General features: G+C 61.3%; 15 protein-coding genes. 3 read left to right on the top strand and 12 right to left on the bottom strand.

Annotation, left to right across the window (positions count from 1 at the left end):
• Positions 1–46: 46 nt before the first annotated feature.
• The 6 genes from QPK29_RS22200 to QPK29_RS22175 form a co-directional block, all read right to left on the bottom strand.
• Positions 47–313, bottom strand: coding sequence for a PAAR domain-containing protein (locus QPK29_RS22200; protein ID WP_371771352.1), 267 nt, complete (start codon positions 311–313; stop codon positions 47–49).
• On the bottom strand, positions 306–1,946 hold the full coding sequence (locus QPK29_RS22195) for an SEL1-like repeat protein (protein WP_371771351.1): 1,641 nt from the start codon (positions 1,944–1,946) through the stop codon (positions 306–308). Before QPK29_RS22195 ends, QPK29_RS22200 begins: the two co-directional genes overlap by 8 nt.
• A gap of 97 nt (positions 1,947–2,043) precedes the next feature.
• A complete protein-coding gene (locus tag QPK29_RS22190) occupies positions 2,044–4,140 on the bottom strand; it encodes a phospholipase D-like domain-containing protein (protein ID WP_371771350.1) in 2,097 nt (698 codons plus the stop codon).
• 105 nt (positions 4,141–4,245) lie between these two features.
• Entirely contained in the window at positions 4,246–6,111 is a 1,866-nt protein-coding gene (locus QPK29_RS22185) for a type VI secretion system Vgr family protein (protein ID WP_371771349.1), read from the bottom strand.
• A complete protein-coding gene (locus tag QPK29_RS22180; RefSeq protein ID WP_371771348.1) occupies positions 5,993–6,799 on the bottom strand; it encodes a type VI secretion system Vgr family protein in 807 nt (268 codons plus the stop codon). The genes QPK29_RS22185 and QPK29_RS22180 overlap by 119 nt, the downstream gene beginning before the upstream one ends.
• Positions 6,800–7,589: 790 nt before the next feature.
• Positions 7,590–8,690: an alpha/beta hydrolase gene (locus QPK29_RS22175; protein ID WP_371771347.1), complete on the bottom strand. Its 1,101-nt coding sequence runs from the start codon at positions 8,688–8,690 to the stop codon at positions 7,590–7,592.
• Positions 8,691–8,848: 158 nt separating this feature from the next.
• Here QPK29_RS22175 and QPK29_RS22170 point away from each other — a divergent pair, with 158 nt between their 5' ends.
• Positions 8,849–10,078, top strand: a complete 1,230-nt coding sequence (locus tag QPK29_RS22170) for a pyridoxal-phosphate-dependent aminotransferase family protein (RefSeq protein ID WP_371771346.1) — start codon at positions 8,849–8,851, stop codon at positions 10,076–10,078.
• Here the strand turns inward: QPK29_RS22170 and QPK29_RS22165 are convergent, their stop codons facing one another.
• From QPK29_RS22165 to QPK29_RS22155, 3 genes are all read right to left on the bottom strand, one after another.
• On the bottom strand, positions 10,079–12,238 hold the full coding sequence (locus QPK29_RS22165; protein ID WP_371771345.1) for a S46 family peptidase: 2,160 nt from the start codon (positions 12,236–12,238) through the stop codon (positions 10,079–10,081).
• Positions 12,239–12,248: 10 nt separating this feature from the next.
• Complete coding sequence (gene cls / locus QPK29_RS22160; RefSeq protein WP_371771344.1) at positions 12,249–13,526, bottom strand: cardiolipin synthase; 1,278 nt, start codon at positions 13,524–13,526, stop codon at positions 12,249–12,251.
• Between the two features lie 71 nt (positions 13,527–13,597).
• Entirely contained in the window at positions 13,598–13,867 is a 270-nt protein-coding gene (locus QPK29_RS22155) for a GlsB/YeaQ/YmgE family stress response membrane protein (RefSeq protein WP_056123834.1), read from the bottom strand.
• Positions 13,868–14,140: 273 nt separating this feature from the next.
• Between QPK29_RS22155 and QPK29_RS22150 the strand changes: the two genes are divergently transcribed.
• A complete protein-coding gene (locus QPK29_RS22150; protein ID WP_267875377.1) occupies positions 14,141–15,646 on the top strand; it encodes a hypothetical protein in 1,506 nt (501 codons plus the stop codon).
• 70 nt (positions 15,647–15,716) lie between these two features.
• On the opposite strand, the gene QPK29_RS22145 is transcribed toward QPK29_RS22150, so the two are convergent.
• Genes QPK29_RS22145 through QPK29_RS22135 form a run of 3 tightly spaced genes read right to left on the bottom strand, consistent with a single transcriptional unit; the run spans position 15,717 to position 17,419 of the window.
• Positions 15,717–16,286 (bottom strand): YceI family protein, encoded by a 570-nt coding sequence (locus tag QPK29_RS22145; protein WP_056123841.1) that lies wholly within the window; start codon positions 16,284–16,286, stop codon positions 15,717–15,719.
• A gap of 30 nt (positions 16,287–16,316) precedes the next feature.
• Positions 16,317–16,871, bottom strand: coding sequence for a YceI family protein (locus tag QPK29_RS22140; RefSeq protein WP_160410670.1), 555 nt, complete (start codon positions 16,869–16,871; stop codon positions 16,317–16,319).
• Positions 16,872–16,882: 11 nt separating this feature from the next.
• Positions 16,883–17,419 carry a cytochrome b gene (locus QPK29_RS22135; protein WP_160410669.1) on the bottom strand — a complete coding sequence of 179 codons (537 nt, stop codon included), beginning with the start codon at positions 17,417–17,419 and terminating at the stop codon, positions 16,883–16,885.
• Between the two features lie 259 nt (positions 17,420–17,678).
• On the opposite strand from QPK29_RS22135, the gene QPK29_RS22130 reads away from it, so the two are divergent.
• Positions 17,679–19,610, top strand: coding sequence for a TonB-dependent receptor plug domain-containing protein (locus QPK29_RS22130; protein WP_371771343.1), 1,932 nt, complete (start codon positions 17,679–17,681; stop codon positions 19,608–19,610).
• Positions 19,611–19,670: the final 60 nt, after the last annotated feature.

Genomic DNA, 19,670 nt, shown 5'->3' with positions numbered 1-19,670 from the left:
CGCATTCAGTGGATAAATCCATTTGTGCATACAAGTGAACGTCGCGCTAAGGTGTACCCAAGTTTCCCGTGCTCGCAATCAGGACGGCGCCGCACGAGGTTTTGTGTCCTGAATAGGCGACGGGAATGCCGTCGACGACGTGATGCGGATCGCCTTCCGCAATCGTGCAGTTGTCATGTCCCTTGATGGGACAACTGTAAACATCGCCGAGGCGTGCGACCGCAATGCCTTCAACCGTGACATGGGATGCGCTCGCACTCATGACCTTGCCGCCGTGAGAAGTGGCGTCACCGAGTCGAATTACGTTACGCATCGCGGCCCTTGTTATGTGGAGATGAGGACGTTGTGTCGCCGTGCGTATCTGCCCCGGCTTCGGGTGCGCCCAGGCTGACATATTCCAGGTCGCCACGCATGTCGTTGGCATTGCCGAGCCAATGCCAGGTAACCTCATGGGCGCCAATGTCAAGATGCTGTTCTTTGGGATCGGGGAAATGCCGGCCTTGTGTCACATAGGCTTGCCGATACCATTGATTGAACACGGAGGATGATGGATGACTTTGTGGCACCTCTGCGCGCCATATGCCGGTGAGCGGGCAGGTAAAGTGACCTTTGCATTGACGCGACAGCGTGGGCATGTCGCCATAACGGCCAATGCCCCGGATGACGAATGGATGTTCGGTGGCCGCAACCGGCACTGTCTGCTCGACCGGCTGGCCGAGATAATGAAACTGGATGCGGCCGTCTTCGTCACGCAAACCGGGACGGCTGCGATCGAACAGTTCGCCTTTTTCGTAATGGAGGGGGACCTGGGCGGCATTCCAGGCGAGATGGCGGTCCGTCATGGGATGCATCAGACGCGCGATCCAATACCCGTCGAGTGACGCGGCGGTGCTTTCGTATTGGGCTGCCACCCGTGTTTGCGGCTCGGAGGGAAGGGTCCAGCCTTCGGGTATATAGGCTTTTCCAGTGCGCGGCCCGGCCGAAAGCGGTACGGGTTTGGGTGGCGTTACAGGTTTGGGTACGACCGCTTTGGCGGCATTGATGAGGGTTTCCTTGTCCCCGTTCCACATTGGCAGTTTGGCGGGCGGTAGCGGCAATATTTTGTCTAGGTTGGGGAAGCGCAGGTCGGGATTTCTTTCGAGTGCGTTGGCGAGAACCAAGTAACGTTCAGAGCGGGATTTGTCGACCTCGGTAATGACGCTTGATGCAGTGGCTGGGCCTCTATCAAAGTTAGCGAAAAGGCGAGTCGCTGCCTTTGCGCTTCCCCATTTGACTGCTTGCTGAAAATACTGAAGCGCCGGCTCTTTTTTTGTCTTGTCTGAAATACCGAGCGTCGCATACTCCAAGCCTAGTTCATAGCCAGCTCTGCCATCTCCTTGAGCATATGCGCATTCCAACATCTTCATGCCCACATTTCTGTTGGCCCACGCCTCCGGTGGCTGATCGCTAGCGGCCAGAAGCTTCGCCCCGATATAGGTCTGCGCGGCCATGCTCCCCATGTCAGCGGCCTTTTGCCAGAATGCATACGCTACGGTTGCATCCTGCTCGAGCGGTCCAACGCCACCCATATAATAGGCGCCCATATTGTCCCAGGCGGCAGGAACGCCTTTTCGCATTAGATCCTCGGTCAGCGTAATAGCCTTTTCAATGTCTTGCGATAGACCAATTCCCCTTAAGTACAACCCGGCCAGATTGAATTGCGCTTTCCAATGGCCCAGTATCATTGCTTGCTCATACAGGGTCGCGACCTTCGCATAATCACGCTGTTGGGGCCATAGGTCATGGTTATCGAGCATCAGCGCCTGCTGGAACAGAGCCTCTGCTTCTGACGAGATCGGTGGATTGACGTTTGCTTCATGCTTGCATACAAAGTCCGCGCGGTGAGGGTCGAACGCTTCGAGTTTGGTAAAGCGCGGCAGCGCTGTGTCCTGTGAATGGTCTTTCATGGAGCATCCCGATAAGAGAAGTGCCAAAGCGACGATTGTCACTTTGGCAGCGAAAAATATATGATTGCGTGTAGCACCGCTATTGTTTTTTTTCACTTTATGCGAGCCTAACCAATGGCTCCCCGCGTGGATCTTCGAAGGGATGAATAAAGCTATTATTTTCTGGCGGGTGCCCAGCCAACTTATTCTTTTTATTCTGATCCATTAAGTCCAGCCAACTACTGCGTGTGGTTTCGACATCTTTCTTCGTTCCCTCGGCCCCATCCAAGTCCTTACCAGCCAGATTTCCCCAAACTCGTTTGCGGGCCGCCTTCGTAAAAGCCCATTCCTCGGTGCAAATGTTTAATTCGCTGTCGCCAGCCATGCTGCGTGCATTCAAGTTCGCGCTGCCCAGCGTAGTGTACACATCGTCCACGAACATCAATTTGCTGTGAATATAAATCTCCCGGTAGGAGCGCGGAATAACGTTGTATTCGCTGTAATTTCCTGTATCCAGATCGTCGTCTTTTTCTTTTTTAACTTCGGCATCGGTATTATTTTTAGCTCTATTTTTGGCTTCCGCTTCCGCTTCCGCTTCCGCTTCCGCTTTCGCTTTCGCTTCCGCTTTCGCTTTCTCTTCTGCTTTGGCTTTCGCTTTCGCTTCTGCCTCCTGCGCATCGTTGTCGCGCTTCTTGATCCGGATATGCTCGGCCTCCTTGCCGGCATCATAGGTCATCAGCATGGCGACAACGGTCTTGATGCCCAAGGCTTCAAGTTCGGCTCGTGGATTGGCGGGAGCGGTCTTCAGCGAATCCTTGACAATGAGGCCGCCCGAGTTTTTGGGGTCACCCTTGCGCCGGCCCTGCACCAGTGTGTCGTAGGCGCCGATTGACCGGCCTTGGCCCAGCTGGTTGATGGTGTCATAGGTATTCGGCACCATCTCGGCACGCTCGGGCTGCGGGATTACCACGAACATGTTCAGCGGCGCGATGTCAGCCGGTTTTGCGCCAGCCTGCATCATCGCCTGGCAGTACTGCTCCCGCAGTTGCTTGATCATACGGGGCCAGCCGTCCAGCTGGAAATACTGGTTCTCGACATAAATATAATTGACGGCGTTCGACGCTGCCAGGACGTACGCCTTGAGGATGGTAGCGTCTTCTTTTTCCGGGAAGGTACGCAGGACCTGCGCCCGGCATCGAGCACCGCGTGCCACAGGAAGATCCTTGGGATGGGCCGATTTGCGCTCCTTTTCCAGGCTACTGCTGAAAATCGAAGCGCCGTTCGCCATGCCATAGCCGCTGGCGTTATCCCATCCTTCCACAAAATTTTTGTTGAGGCTGTACAGCGCTTCACCTTGCACACGAATAGCGTAATCGCGGTAGGGTTTCAGGCGCCAGGGTTTCGTCCAGAAGGCGCCTTCGGGACTGTATTCGCGCAGGGGGTCATTAAAGCGGTGCTCGTTCGTGTCCCAATAGTCCGTTACACTGTTGAGGCCCATGACATAACCACACGAGTTTGCTTTGGTGGCGTTTGCCTTATCTGGGGCATAATCGATGAGAATCGGTTTTTGATGATGTGTGCCAATTTCCATCATGCCGGCAGCTTCAGTCAAAGTCCTGACGGAGCCGGGCAGATATTTCCCCACATTTTTACCGATTGCATCTGGATACGCTTTGCGCAGGCGAATTTCCAGATTGGTGAAACCTCCACGAAGCGCAATACGCCACCATGAACGGCAATACTCCTGCCGCAATTCCATCACCTCCGACGCTGACTTGCCAACAGTATCAGGGGCGCTCAACTCCGTCGGCAGCGTGGGCCATGGGATACCGCTCAGACTTCCGATATCCGGGACATTGTTAACAAGATTTGAAGCAATGTTGTAACCTGGAACCCACCCGACAAAAGGGGTGTGTGCATAAAAGACCAAGAGGCGAACTTTTACCCCTTCACGCGCCTTTGCGGTCAGCAGATCGCCATAGGTTGTACCGCGTGGCCAGACGTTTCCTTTGCGCACTAATTCCATGCCAGGGTCGAACCCCCAAAGCACCAGGTCAATACTACTGACCGCCGCGCGAATGTCTTTCTCGATAGCAGTAAATGCGTCTTGCCCGCAAATATGAAATTCCAGGTGATTGTTGTCATGAATAGGATGAGTCTTGCTGTCCTTTTCAAGAAACCATTGCAGGCTGCCTTTGGCGCGTCGCTTGATCATGTCGACGTGACTCTTTTCAGGATTCTGTATCTCTGAAAGAAGTCTGGTTAGATCGGTTGGCTGAGAGAGCGTCATATCGATGGGGTGTCTATTGATATGTACTTATTAGGAAGTGCCACGGTTACGCTGCGATAGCCGTTTCTCGGCATCCTCACCGTCGGCCCGATAACCTTTATTCGATAACTGTTGTTCGTTGTACTCGGGACTATCCGGATCGGATTCCATCCGCTCTCGCGCTATCGGCACATCGTGCAGCGTGCCATTATGTAGACGAACCTGATAAGTCGCTCCCTTCTCGGCTTTGTCCACCGTCAGGCGCCCGTACTCATCGAATAAACCTTTTTTGATTTCCGCGCCGTCTTTCAGCAGCGTATAGGGTTGTCCCGCAAACAGCGCTGGGGATGGCCCCGGGATGTGCTGGACTGAAAACGCCACATGGTGTTCAGGCGGAGTTTCCTTCAATGCAACCTCGATTGGCTTTGCTTCGGGAACGGGACCATTGGCTGGTCCGACCATGGCATGCTGGGCCGCATGTGAGCGCCAAGTGCCGTTGGTGCCTTCTTCGATACCCGATGCATTCCAGCGGGAATAGCTACCTCCGCCGTTGATCACGACTTCTTCCTTCGCCGTAATCGAGATACGATTGGCAGAATGCGTAATGTTCAGCTTGGCGAGAATATTGACGCTTTCCTTCAATGCCGTGATGTCGATGTCGGCACTGGCGGACACCAATTTCATGCCGGCCTTGTAGGCAAAAAGGCGTACGGCCTCCTTGACACTGACCAGCAAACTTTTTCCGGCGCTAATACTGGCATGTCCACCGCAAGTTAGGGCGTTGTGCTCAGTACTGATCATATGGGTTGAGCCTTCCGTGCTGGCTTCTATGCCGGCGGGACTGGCAAGTGTCAAATGAGGCGATTGAAACTCCGGAAACTGGCCTTTTTCACGCGAATTTTTCTGCCCTTTGATTGCCTTGATCTGGGCTTGAATCGCCTGGACGACCTGATCCTGATCGCCGCTTTGATGGGCCTGAGCCTGCAGTGCTGCTTGGGACAGATTGTCGAGCAGGTCGTGACCTTGCGTCATACGAGCCAGGGTTTCGGCCATGTCCGTGATGTGCGCCTCCGCATCGGGGCGCGCTTCGGTGGTGATCAATAAACCCTGTTGCGCACGCAAAGCGCCGTGCCCATCCGTGCGAAGCTCGAATCCCTGGCCTCTGGGGTCCTTGCGTCCGGCGTTGTCCTCGATGCGGGTAATATAGCCGAGGCTAAGCTGGCTGGCCTGGTGGTCGCTCTTTAACTGGGCCTGGATCTGGTTGGCCGTATCGTCGAGCACGAGATGGTTGCTGCGTCCGCCCGGCTGGTTGCCGCCGCCTGCGGTCAACTCCCGGCTGCGCAAGCCCGTCAGCGCCTGTTGTTCCGGCAGTTTCCAGGGCGGCATCGTGCTCTGGTTGTGCACACATCCAGTCACCAATGGGTGGTCTGGATTACCGTCGAGCCATTGCACAACGACCTCTGAACCGACTCGCGGATGGCTCGTCAGTCCTTTTTCGCCGCCAGCCCAGTTGGTGGCGACCCGCACCCAACAGCTGCTTGTCCCATCGCGGTCCCAATGAAAGCGAACTTGAATGCGTCCGTATTCGTCGACGTTCAGGCTGCCTCTTTCTTCGGGACCGACAACCAGCGCGGTTTGCAACGCCAACAATTTGGTATCGGTGCTCGCAAAACCACGTCCCGGGCGCCACGGCACGTTCTTGGGCTGACAAATGAAGCTGTTCTTGTATTCGGATGCCGTGTCTTTGCCGTGCAGGTAATTGTTGCTGGCTTCGTGATACACCTCAAGGATCAGAAATTCATTGTCCTTTGCCGTGTAATTGAAGTGACCGACCAGCCGAAACCACTTCCCTGGGGCGACGCTTCTGTTGTTGCCGCGCGCTTGGCAATACGTGCCGCGCGCCTCCATTTCTTCCATGCGTGCTCCAATGCGCAATCGCGTCTTCTTCTTGAGAACCTTCCTTGCTGTGATAGCGGATGTCAGGTGGATACGTATCAATAGGCTCGACACTGGGAGTGTCATCGGTGATCGTCAGCGTATGTCCCTTCTCCGTATGGTCGTACCAATACGCGTAGCCGTCCGCTTCCCAGCGCCGGGACAAATAATTGTGGTCCGACTCCGACCATTGAGTGCACATGGTGTATTGCGGCTGTTCACCCAGGACTTTCCATTCCCAGACAGGAAGCTGTCCATATTCCTTCAGGATTTCCGCAGTTTGCTGCTGAAGGGTCTGGTTATGAAACAAACGGTTATTTTGACGCAACCGCGCGTAGTGCAGCCAAGGAACGAGCTTTGCTTCATAAAAAGCAACGCCGCCATCGGTTTTTACGAGTTTAAATTCAGAAACGTAGCCCGTGAATGGCCGCAATTTGCCATTAGCCTGCACCAATGAAATGCAAAGTAACTTGCCTTGCATCGTTTCGAGCCCAATGCTTGCATTGTCGCTAAGCAGTTCGACGGTGAACTCGAAGTCCCGTGACAACGATTCCGTACCGCTGAAACGATTGACCATGAGCCGGCTTGGGGGCGCATCGTCATGCGGGAAAGATAAACGCAGCAGGCGTTTGTTCTGGTGGGCTTGTAGTAAGTCTTGCAGGAGCGTCATAAGCCGTTGTTCGTTGCGTTGGGAACTGGCGTATTAAACTATTGATTCTATGGTTGAAATAAGAAATTGATGATGCAGAGCTTCGTTCTTATGTTTCAAATCAAAAGACAGGCGGCGTGTATTCGACGTCAATGCTCGGGTGTAGTATTGCGGAGGCTAACCGCGATATGCCGCGGCCAACGTACACAAGTGGTTCGGAGCGCACACGCGAGAGAACGGGGCGATTGGAAGTCATGGGCTACATGCATGATTACGAAAAACGCAAAAGGCATGGAACGGAAGACTGAACTCGTTTGCCGAACCTGCAATCCAAAGCGCGTTTGCCAAACGATGCCAAGCATGCTGGATGCACGCCTTCGTCTCGGTTGCGGTCATGACAAGGTGGGCAAACAGGGGACGGAATACCTGCGAGGTTGGTACTCTATCAGAGCATCACGGCTCTAAAATGCGTCCTTTGTCACAGGGCTGATTTGACATTTGCGCCGACCTGTTCAGGCAACGACCATTGAACGACGGACGTATATTGACCGGTTGCCTGTACAGGAACCAGCGTGTTTGGCCTTCAGGAAAGGTAGTCGATGCGTCATGGTCGGCAGGACGATCGCATCGCCATCATCGACGTCCGGTTCGATTTCCGGACACGGTACCGGGACCAACTTGCGGGACTGACCGTGTATTCGCCGGGGACAGCCAGCAATGCCGGCCAGCGTGGCAGCTGGCCGTCGACACTGCGTCATCCCGGCAGAGTGCCAAAATGGGCGTCCAGCCTACCGAAATGATGCATTGAGTTTTACTGCGCGAGCGGCCGGACGTACGTCAGCAGGCTGACGAGCGTCTTGCCCGGCTCCTCCCACGGCACCATGTGCGCCGACCGCTCGAACCACACCGCCTGTTTCGACGGCGCCTTCACTTGTTTGAGCCACACCTCCGTCGGTGCCGTCGGCGTCGTGTAATCGTGCCGGCCCAGGAACATCACCACCGGGATCGGGAAGCTTTTCACGTTCGAAAAATCCACCTGCACGAACTCTGGCAGGATGCGGCCCAGCGTGAGCAGGCTGCCCTGGTCGATGTCCTTCACCTGCTGCGCATCGTATTCGGGCGACAGGCGCGGGCCGTCGAAATAATAGGCCGACTCGCTGCGGTAGGCGCTCAATCCGCCGTAGTACTGCGGCCATTTGCGCGCCACGATGATGCGTTCGCGCGTGATCGGCTGGTTGCCGGGGTAGGGCGCGATCGACTGCAGGTCGCGCAGCGCTTCCTCGTTCTTGTGCGCCTTCGCCTGTGCCAGCGCGTAGTCGAAGCTGATGCGTTCGTTCTCGCGCACGCTGATCACCTGGCCGATGCCGACGTAGGCATAAAACAGGTCCGGACGCTTCAGCGCCGCCTTCATGCTCACGATGGTGCCCCAGCTGTGGCCCATCAGGACCAGCTTCTTCTTGCCGTAGCGCCGGCGCAGGTGCTCGGCCACTTCGATGGCGTCGTCGACGTAGCGGTCGATGTGGATCGTGTCCGCGACCAGCGCGGCATCTGTCTCGCCGTACGTCTTGCCGGCGCCGCGCTGGTCCCAGTTCGCGATGGTGAAGTATTCCTCGAGCGGGCGTTCGAACTGCCACAGGGTCGGCGTGACGGGCGACGCGGGGCCGCCGTGCACGAACAGGATCATCGGGTTGTCGCGCTCCTGGCCGCGCACGGTGAGCCACTGGTCGATGCCGCCGATGCGCGTCTTGTACGATTCCTGCACGCCGTGCGGCGCGACGATTTTATCGAGGTCCGCCACGATGGCGCGGGCTTGCGCCCATGCCTGCGTCCGCACTTCCTGAATGTTGTCGTCCTGCGCGCGCACGTTCGCGCATGCGACGGCGAGCAGTGCCCAGATCCAGATCCGCTTCATACCGATTCTCCTTATGGGTGATGTGCAGGCAGTGTAAGGAATCGGCTCCGGGCCGGCAGGCCCGATGGCATGGATTGCGCATTGCGCGGTATGAGATGCAGACGGCGCGGATGGAATACTTGATACACTTGTTCGACTGTCAACCGATCGAGCCCACCATGAACCATTCCAACCTCCAGCCATCCCGCAACGACATCCTCCCGCCCCACGTCGACCATCTCAGCGCCATCCTGCCGGACGATCCGTTATTGATGATGGGCGCCGGCCCGGTGCCGATTCCCAGCGCGGTGGCCCGCGCGAATTCGCTGGTCATCAACCACCTGGGCGAGACCATGGCGAAGATCATCACCCAGGTCAAGGACATGGCGAGATACGTCTTCCAGACCCGCTCCAACTGGGTGCTGGGCGTGGCCGGTCCCGGATCGGCGGCGATGGAAATGGCGATCTGCAATCTGGTCTGGCCCGGCACGCGCGTGCTCTCGATCTGCAATGGCTTCTTCAGCGGCCGCATGGCGGAAATGAGCCGCCGCGCGGGGGCCGACGTCGTCACGATGAACGAGATCTTCCCGCACTCGATGTCGCTGGAAAGGCTGGAAGCGCTGCTGGACGAACACCGGCCGCACTGCCTGACGCTCGTCCAGGGCGAAACGTCCAACACCACGTTCAACAACGACGTGAAGAACATCGCGCGGCTGGCGAAGGCGCGGGGCTGCCTCGTCATCGTCGATGCCGTGTGCACGCTCAGCACGACGCCGTTCGAGATGGACGACTGGCAGGTCGACGCCGTGATCACGGGCGGGCAGAAAGGGCTGTCGTCGATTCCGGGCGTCTCGCTGCTCGCGTTCTCCGACGCCGCGTGGAGCCGGATCCGCGAACGGCCAACGCCGAATACGCACTGGTGCCTGGACGCCCTGCTGGCCGAGAATTTCTGGCACAAGGCGTCGTACCACTACACGGCGCCGGTGTCGGGCGTGCTGGCGCTGCACGAAGCCTTGCGCCTCGTGTGCGAGGAAACGCTGCCCGTCAGGTTCGCCCGCCACCTGCGCTGCTCGACCGCGCTGCAGGACAGCATCGAGGCGATGGGCCTGTCCCTGTTCGCGCCCGCGGAATCGCGGCTCAATTCGGTGGTCGGGATCAATCTGCCGGAGGGCATCACCAACCAGGCCGTCTGCTCCACGATCTCGAGCCGCTACCAGGTCGAGATATCGGGCTCCTTCGGCCTGCCGATCGTCCGGATCGGGCAGATGGGCGAGCAGTGCCGCGCGCATCACCTGTTCCGCACGGTGCACGCGCTGGGCAGCACGATGCGCGACCTGGGCGCGACCGTGGATCTGCCGTCCGGCATGGCGGAACTCGAGAACTCGCTGCAGCGCTCCAAGGCCGACTGATCACAGCACGCCCATCTCCTTGAGAAGGTTGTCCGCATGGTCGACCTTCTCCATGTTCCACAGGATGTAGCGGACGTCGACCTGGATGTCGCGCGTGGCGCGCGGATCGAAATCCCAGTCGGAGATGATCGAATCGAGCGTGCCGTCGAACGCGAGGCCCACCAGCTCGCCGCGCGCGTTCAATGCCGCAGAGCCCGAATTGCCGCCCGTGATGTCCAGCGTGGCGAGGAAGTCGACGGGCACCGTCTTCAGCTTCGGATCGGCCCAGCGGCCGAAGTCCTTCGCGCGGATGGCGGCCAGCTGGCGCGCCGGTGCATTGAACTCGCCTTCGCCCGTGTGCTTGGCGACGACGCCCTTCACGGTCGTGAACGCGGTCCATGAGCCGGTGCCGTCGGCGCCGTAGTCGCGGCCCTTGACGTTGCCGTACGTGACCCGCAGGGTGCTGTTCGCATCCGGGTACACGGCGCGGCCCTTGCTGTTCATGTACGCGATCTTCGCCTTCATGGTGCTGGCGTAGGTCTTCTGGATGCGCCCCGCCAGTTCGTCCTCTTCCGCCTCGCGCTTCATGTCGGCGTCGTACATCGCGACGGCGGCCTTGATGAAGCTGTCGCTGCTGGCCCTGAATTCCTGCGGGGTCTTCGTCAGCCATGCCGTGCGCACCTCTTTGTCCTGCAGGTGCGAGCCCGCGTAGATGCGGTCCAGTGCCGCTTTCAGCTCGGCCTCGCTCATGCCCGGCCCGATGCCCAGCGCGCCGTCGAAGGCGGCGTCGTGCTGGTCGGCCGGCTGCGCGTTGTACTGCTTCAGGAAGTTCAGCACGAGGGCCTTGTCGACCTTTTCATCATACGTGCGGTCCTGGCCGCCGATGACGGACGCCAGGCGCGGCAGGTCGCGTTCCTGGTAGCCGGACTTGCGCTCGACGTCCGGCTTCGTGCGCTCGTTCGCCAGACGGTACAGGGTGCGCGCCGAGTTCAGGAAGCGCGGCACCGAATACCCGAGGAAGAACTCGCGCCGCGAGTCGGCGTCGCGCCGGGCGATCAGTTTTTCGACCGCCTCGATGTCCGCACCGAATTCGGCCTTGCGCTGCGGGTCCGCGGCGACCCAGGCCTTCAGCGCATTGTGCTCGGCCGTCTTGCGCGCGAGGATGTCGCTGCCTTCGTAGCTGGCGATCATGCCCTTGCGGTTCTTGTAGTAGTTGTTGACGCTCGCGATCTGGCCCGCGTACTTCAGGTGCGCGGCGGGGTCGTTCTTCGTCTCGCGTTCGATGACGGCCAGCGTCTCGCCCGACGCCTTCACGAAGGCCGGATAATTCCAGTCGAACGTGAACGCCACTTCCGACGGCAGGCGGTGCCGGTTCGTGCGGCCCGGGTAGCCGAGGGCCATGACGAAATCGCCTTCCTTCACGCCGTCCTGCGCGATCCTGAGCCACAGCTTCGGGCGGTACGGGACGTTGTCCTTCGCGTAGTCCGCGGCCCTGCCGTCGCGGCTGACGTAGGCGCGATAAAAGCCGTAGTCGCCCGTGTGGCGCGGCCACATCCAGTTGTCCGTGTCGCCGCCGAACTTGCCGATGCCGCCAGGCGGCGCGTGCACGAGGCGCACGTCGCGGATCTCGAGCTGCTTGATGCGGTAGAACTCGAGGCCGCCGTAGAAGCTCGCGACGGTGCAGCGGTAGCCGGCATCCTTCTCGCATTCGGCGACGAGTATTTTCTGGTTCTTCTCCATCGCATCCAGGCGCGCCTTGCCCGTCAGTGCCGCGACGTCGGGTGTGATCACGCGCGTGCTGACGTTCGCGACTTCCTCCGTGACGAACACGCGGCTGCCCGGCGCGGCGGGCAGTTCCTCCGCCATCGTCTTCGCGAGGAAGCCGTCGGCGAGCAGGTCGCGCTGCGGCGTGGAGTTCACGGCCACGCTGTTGTACACGCAGTGGTGGTTCGTGATCACGAGGCCTTGCGGCGACACGAACGACGCCGAGCAGCCGCCCAGGCTCACGACGGCGCCCATCGGGAACGCGGTCAGCCGGGTCAGGGTGCTTGGGTCGAGCTTGAGGCCGGCAGCCTTGAGTTGCTGCGCGATTTGCGGCAGCTGCTGCGGCATCCACATGCCCTCGTCGGCCTGTGCGGAGAACGAGGCGACAATCGCGAGCGCAATGAGGGTTTGTTTCATGGCTTGTCCTTTATAGCTGCGCCCCGATCAGGTCGGCCAGCTTGCCGCCGATTTTCTCTATGAATGGACGGTTTTGCCACGCCTGCAAGGTGATGGGGCGCGCGTGTTTCCAGTCGTCTTCGAAGACAGCTTCTTGTTGCTTGGCAAAGTCAGGATCGAGCACGTTCAGGTTGGCCTCGTCGTTGAGGATGAACGAGCGGTTGTCGAAATTGGTGGAGCCGACCGAGACGAGCAGCGAATCGACGACCAGTGCCTTCACGTGGTACATCGTCGGCTGGTACTCGGCCATCTTGATGCCGGCTTCCAGCAATTCGCCCCAGCGCTCGCGCGAGGCGGCGCGCACGATGTCGGAATCGATGATGGGACCCGGCGTGATGATGCGCACGTCCACGCCCCGTTTCGCCGCCGCGACGAGCGCCTTCACGGCCAGTTCGTCCGGCACGAAGTACGAGTTCGACAAGTGAATCGTGTGGCGCGCCGCCGTGATGGCCAGCAGGTACATCAGGTGCATGCTCTCGCTGCCGCCCGTGGGCGAGCTGGAGAACATCTGCGCGGGCATGTCGCCCTGCGCGACGAGGGCCGGGAAGTAGGCAGGCCCGTCGAGGACGGCGCCCGTCGCCTTGGTCCAGTTGTCGTTGAACACGGCCTGCATCTGGCCGACGACCGGGCCTTCCACGCGGAAATGCGAATCGCGCCAATGCTCGGGATCCTGGGCGTGGCCGCGCCATTTGTCCGCGATGCCGACGCCGCCCGTGAAGCCGACCTTGCCGTCGACGATCAGGAGTTTGCGGTGCGTGCGGTTGTTCAGGCGCGCGAGTTTCCACCAGACGGGCTTGTGGTAGCGGTGCACTTCGACGCCGGCGCGGCGCATCTCGTCGAGCGACTTGTCGTCGATCTTCATGCTGCCGATCCAGTCGAGCAGCACGTGCACCTTGACGCCGGCGCGCGCCCGTTCCGACAGCGCGTCCGTGAATTCGCGGCCGATCGTGCCTTCCCAGTAGATATAGGTTTCGAAGCTGATGGACTTTTGCGCCGAGCGGATTGCGTCCAGCATGGCGGGAAAAATCTTGTCGCCGTTGAGCAGCACTTCGGCCTTGTTGCCCTCGATGATGGGCGGGCCCAGCAGCACGCCCAGCGAGCGGCGGAATTGCGGATCGTCCGTGTCGTACAGGCGCGTGAGCTGCGTGTCGATCTTTTTTTCGCCGGGTGCAAAGTTCAGCACGAGCAAGCCTGCCACGAGCGTGGCGATGCAGGTGATGAGGACGACCATGGGACGTTTGATACGCATGAGTTCGACTTTAAGACGTAAAAAAACCAACGCCAGCCGACGTTGGTTTTCAAAGCGGGGCTTGCACCTGCTTAGCGGACGCGGCCGCGACGCAGCAGATTCACGATTGCGAGCAGGATCACAGCGCCCAGGAACGAGACCAGCAGCGACGACACACTGAAGTCATCGGAGTTGATGGTGCCACTACCGAACAGCGGGGACAGCAGCCAGCCACCCAGGAAGGCTCCCACGATACCGACCACGACATTGAGAATCATGCCTTGCTCAGCATCCGTCTTCATGATCATGCTGGCGAGCCAGCCGAGCACACCACCAACAACGATCCAGATAATGAATAACATGTTGAGTCCTCCTCAAGTTGGAAAAAACATACTCCAGGCCAATTGAATGCCGAGGCCATGTGCAAAGTCTATTGATGCACACGGTACCGGGTCGGTGCGTTGCCGAACGTTAGACGCGCAAACTGCGGCGACGTTCTCTTGTTGTGCGGAATGTCCCCAACACGGTGCGTCACCGAACAGAAGCGCCTTGCTCGGCAGGCATATCGTTTAAGCCACTTTGCACCAAGTGAACACTACACCCCGGACCGCTTCGATTACTGAAAGGATTTCATCATGGCTATTTTCGACAACAGCACGAACGAGCAGAACAAGCAGAACCGCATGGTGACCGGGCTGTTCCCCGACCGCGCCAGCGCGGAGCGCGCCTACGGCGCCATCTCCACCCGCGGCTATACGAAGGACGACGTCAACCTGATGATGTCGGACACGACCCGCAAGACCCATTTCTCCGACACCGAGACTGAGCTGGGCAGCAAGGCCGCGGAAGGCGCCGCTGCCGGTGCAGGTATCGGCGGCACCATCGGCGCCGTGCTGGCCGGCGTGGCCGCCATCGGCACCTCGCTCGTGATCCCGGGCGCAGGCCTCGTCGTCGCCGGTCCGCTGGCAGCGGCACTGGCCGGCGCAGGCGCGGGCGGCATCACCGGCGGCCTGATCGGCGCGCTGATCGGTGCCGGCATCCCGGAAGAACGCGTCAAGCACTACGAGGAAGGCATCAACAACGGCGGCATCGTGATGGGCGTGACGCCGCGTTCGGACGAGGACGTTGCCTACCTGAACCAGACCTTCACCGATAACGGCGGCTCGCACGTGATCGGCACCGGCATCGGCGCAGCCGCGGGTGCCGCCACCGGCGCCGCACTGGGCGCGGCCGGCGGTCCGATCGGCATGGCGGCAGGTGCCGCGATCGGCGGCATCGCCGGCGGCATGGCCGGCAAGGGCGTGGGCGAAGTCGTCAACCCGAAATCGGGCGACGACCTGGGCGAACACTACCTGGCCAAGGGCACGGGCGCCGGCGCCGGCGCCGCAATGGGCGCGGCTGCGGGCTCCGTGGCAGGTCCGGTCGGTGCCCTGGCCGGTGCCGCGATCGGCGGCCTGGCCGGCGGCGCAGCGGGCCGCGGTGCGGGCGAAGTGGTGAATCCGCATTCGGAAGACCGCCTGCATGAACACAACCTGGCCCAGGGCACCGGTGCCGGTGCGGGCGCACTGACCGGTGCCGCCGTGGGCAGCGCGGCCGGTCCGATCGGCACTGTCGCGGGCGCAGCCATCGGCGGTATCGCGGGCGGCATGGCCGGCAAGGGCGCGGGCGAAGTCGTGAACCCGAAACCGGGCGACGACCTGCATGAGCACAACCTGGCCGGCGGCGTCGGTGCGGGTGGCGGTGCTGCAGCCGGTGCGGCAATCGGCGCCGTGGGCGGCCCGGTCGGCATGGCGGCAGGTGCAGCCATCGGCGGCATCGCCGGCGGCATGGTCGGCAAGGGCGCCGGCCACCTCGTGAATCCGACGGTAGAGGATGCGTACTGGCGCTCGAACTACCAAACGCAGCCGTACTACGCCACGGGCTACACGTACGACGATTATTCGCCGGCGTATGCGCTGGGCTACAACAATGCCCGCCGCTTCCCGTCCTACGACCTGGCCGAGCCGCACATGGCCGACGAGTGGGATCGCGTGAAGGGCCATTCGCGCCTGTCGTGGGAGCAGGCCAAGTCGGCCAGCCGCGCCGCGTGGGATCGCGTGGAGCGTGCCATTCCCGGTGATTCGGACCGCGACGGCCGCTGATCGATCGCGTCAATGAAAAAGCCCCGCGGCCAGCTCGGCCGCGGGGCTTTTTCGTTTGGGTACGGCCAGATTACTGCTTGACGGCTTCGACCTGGATCGCCAGCTTGACTTCCGGCTTGAAGCCCATCTTGACGCCGTAGTCCACGCCGAAATCGGCACGGTTGAACGTGGCCGACGCATCGGCGCCGCACACTTCGCGCTTCAGCATCGGGTGCTGGATGCACTTGAACGAATTGATGTGCAGGGTGACCGGCTTGGTCACGCCGTGCAGGGTCAGTTCGCCGTCGACGGTGGACGGTGCGTCGCCCTTGAACACGATCTTGCCCTTGTAGGTGGCGTTCGGGTACTTGGCCACGTCGAACATGTCCGGACCCTTGGCGTGCTCGTTCATCTTGGCGTGGCCGAAGTCCAGGCTGTTCGCGTCGATGGTGATGTCGACGGTGCCCGTCTTGGCCGCGCGGTCGACGACGATGCTGCCTTCCGTCTTGTCGAACTTGCCGCGCCAGTTCGACAGGCCGCCGAAGTGGTCGGCCTCGAAGCTCGGGTAGGTGTGGTTCGAATCGATCTTGTAGGTGTCGGCGGCGAAGGCGGCGCTGGAAGCGAAGGCGACGGCCAGGAGGGCGAGGTGCTTGAATTTCATGTAAGACGATCCTTTAACGATTGATGATGTTTATTGTCCCGCTGCGACGCGGAATTTGATGACGACTTCGTCGGCGACCATGCTCGTGTCCTTCCACTCGCCTTCGCCGATGTTGAAGGCCAGCCGCTTGATCGGCAGTTGCCCTTCGAAAACCTGTTTGCCGCCTTCCGGCTTGATGGTGACCGGGAAGGTCACGTCCTGGACCCGGCCCTTGATGGTCAGCTTGCCCGAGACGGCGAGCTTGCCCGCGCCGGCCGGCTTGATGGCGGACGAGACAAAGGTTGCCTTCGGAAACTTGGCCGAGTTGAACCAGTCCTTGCCGGCCACTTCCTTGTTGTACTCGGCCTCGCCGATGTCGAAGCTGGCCGTGTCGATGTCCACGCGCGCCGTCGCTTTTTCCGGGTGCGCCGCGTCGTAGTCGATCTGCGCGTTGAAGCTCTTGAATTTCGATTCGACCGGCACGTTCATCTGCTTGAACACGGCCGAGACGCTGCTGTGTGCGACATCCGTTTTCAGGGGGACGGCGCTGGCGATCAGCGTCACGCCGGCCAATACGGCAGCGAGGCCGCCACGGGTGAATTTCATGATTTTCTCCTTCAGTGGGAACGGCCGGGCAGCATGCGTCCGAGGGTGCCGTCGCGGTCGACGAATTGGTGCTTCAGGGCGGCGACCACGTGCAGGCCGACGAGGCCGGCCATGACCATGTTCAGCCAGTAGTGGATCGGCTTCAGCGTGTCGGCCAGCGCCGGATTCTTGGCGATGAACACCGGCAGCTGGAACAGGCCGAACCAGACGACCGGGAAGCCGGCCGCCAAGGTGTAGAAATAGCCGGACAGCGGCACGGCGAAGATCAGCACGTACAGCAGATGATGCAGGCCGTGGGCGGCGCCGCGCTGCCACGCGGGCATCGAGTCGGGCAGCGCCGGCGGGCGGTTCTTCAGGCGCCACAGCAGGCGGATCGTGGCGAGCAGCAGCACGGTCACGCCGGCCCATTTATGCCACGAAAAATACTTCAGCTTGGTGGGCGAGATGCCGGGAATGTCCGTCATCACGAGACCCAGCGTGAACGCACCGATGATCAGCACGGCGATCAGCCAGTGAAGCACGATGGCGGTCGTGGTGTAGCGCTGCATGACGGTCTCCGATGAATTAGTACGAATTAGAACTAAATATTACCAAACTACCCAGCACACTAGCATGAGTTGCGGGTAGCTGTGGATTTGCAATAGGGATACTTTAACGGTTCCAAATATTGCGCGGAAGCTATCCATACGGATAACTTTGTTCAGCCAGTGGGATAATCCGTGGCGCATATGCCATGTCTGCCCATGTGTGCACTGGGCCGCGCATGCGTGAAGGTAAAATGTTAAAAAAATGGATTTATAAAACATAATGACCCACACGCCCGGTCTGCCCCTGTTAGTGGCGGCGCTGATGCTGGCCTTGCCGGCGCATGCCGAGGAAGCGGCGCGTCGCGCCGAGTTCGCCGACCTGTCGATCGAAGAACTGGCCAACATCGACGTCACGTCCGTCTCGCGCCGGCCCGAACGCCTGCAGGACGCGCCGGCCTCCGTGTACGTGATCACGGCGGACGACATCCGCCGTTCGGGCGCCCGCAACCTCGCCGAGGCGCTGAACCTCGCGCCGAACCTGCAGGTCGCGCGCGGCAGCAACGCGAATTATTTCATCTCCGCGCGCGGCATGAACGGCACGAGCAACAGCCCGGCCAACAAGCTGCTCGTGATGATCGACGGCCGCTCGGTGTATTCGCCGCTGTTCTCCGGCATGTTCTGGGACGAGCCGGACGTGATGCTGGAAGACGTCGAGCGCATCGAAGTGATCAGCGGCCCCGGCGGCACGTTATGGGGCGTGAATGCCGTCAACGGCGTCATCAACATCACGACCCGCCACGCGCGCGACACCCAGGGAGATTTGCTCGTGCTGCGCGCCGACGTCGACGGCGCCCTGGCCGCGTTCCGCCACGGCGGCGCGATGGATAGCGGCCACTGGCGCGCCTACGGCAAGGCATTCGGACTGGGGCACAGCGAACTCGCCTCCGGCCGCGCGATCGACGACGACTGGACGCAGGGCCAGGTCGGCTGGCGCGGCGACTGGGAACGGGGCGCGGAGCGGTTCAGCGTCAACGCCAATGCCTGGCGCGGACGCGAGGGCCAGCCGGCGCCCGGCGTCATCGCGGCGCCGGGCGCCGGCACGGGCCTGGACGACATCCGGCTGCACGGCGCGAACGTCACGGGACGCTGGGAACATGTGCTCGACGGCGGCGGCAGCGTGACCGCGCAGGCGTATTACGATTACCGCTACCGCAAGGTGCCGCCCACGTTCACGGACGCCGTCGGCATCCTCGACCTGCAACTGCAGCACGCGCTGCCCGCGCACGGCCGGCACAGCATCGTGTGGGGCGGCGAATACCGCACCAGCCGGGACCGCGTCGACAACAGCCGCTTTGTCGCGTTCCTGCCCGCGCGCGACACGCAGACCTGGGCCAGCCTGTTCGCCCAGGACGAGGTGGCCCTGCGCGACGACCTGAGGGCCACGGCCGGCGTGCGCTGGGAGCGCAATCCGTACACGGGCACGGAATTCCTGCCGAACGTGCGCCTGTCCTGGCGCGCCACGCCGATGCACGCGTTCTGGGCGGCCGTGTCGCGCACCGTGCGCGCGCCGTCGCGGCTGGACGTGGACGCGTACGTGCCCGGTGCGCCGCCCTACCTGCTGGCGGGTGGCCGGGGCGTGCGGACGGAGACCGCGCGCGTGCTCGAACTGGGCTACCGCGGCCAGGCGGGGCAGATCGTGTCGTATTCCGTGACGGCGTTCCGCAACCTGTACGACCATTTGCGCACGCAGGACGTCACGCCTGCCGGGCAGATCGTGTTCGGCAACCTGATGGCAGGCCAGGCGCGCGGCCTGGAGGCGTGGGGCAATGTGCAGATGACGCAGGCGTGGCGCCTGTCGGCCGGTGCGACGCTGCTGCACGAGCAATTCGCGTTGAAGCCGGGCAGCCGCGACGAGGGCAGCCTGATGACGACGGGCCGCGATCCGGCCTGCACGGCCCAGCTGCGTTCCAGCCACGCGATCGACGCGGCGCGCGAACTGGAACTGGCCGTGCGCCGCAACGGCGCGCTGGGATTGCCGAACGTGCCGGCTTACTGGGCCGTCGATGCCCGCTTCGGCTGGCGTTTTGCGCCGGGGATGGAGTTGTCGGTGATCGGGACCAATTTGAACGGCGGCCATGCGGAATATGGCGTGGCGTCCGTGCGGACCGAGGTGCCAAGGACGGTGGGCGTGAAATTCACGTGGGAGAGATAAGCCCGTCGTTCCCGCGCAGGCGGGAACCCAATTTTGTACGAGCTGTCGAGACGCATACAG

This window comes from Massilia orientalis (genome assembly GCF_030411975.2).
Taxonomy (GTDB): domain Bacteria; phylum Pseudomonadota; class Gammaproteobacteria; order Burkholderiales; family Burkholderiaceae_D; genus Telluria; species Telluria orientalis.
The sequence above is the reverse complement of the archived record's forward strand: the minus strand, read 5'-3'. Positions and strand labels throughout refer to the sequence as shown.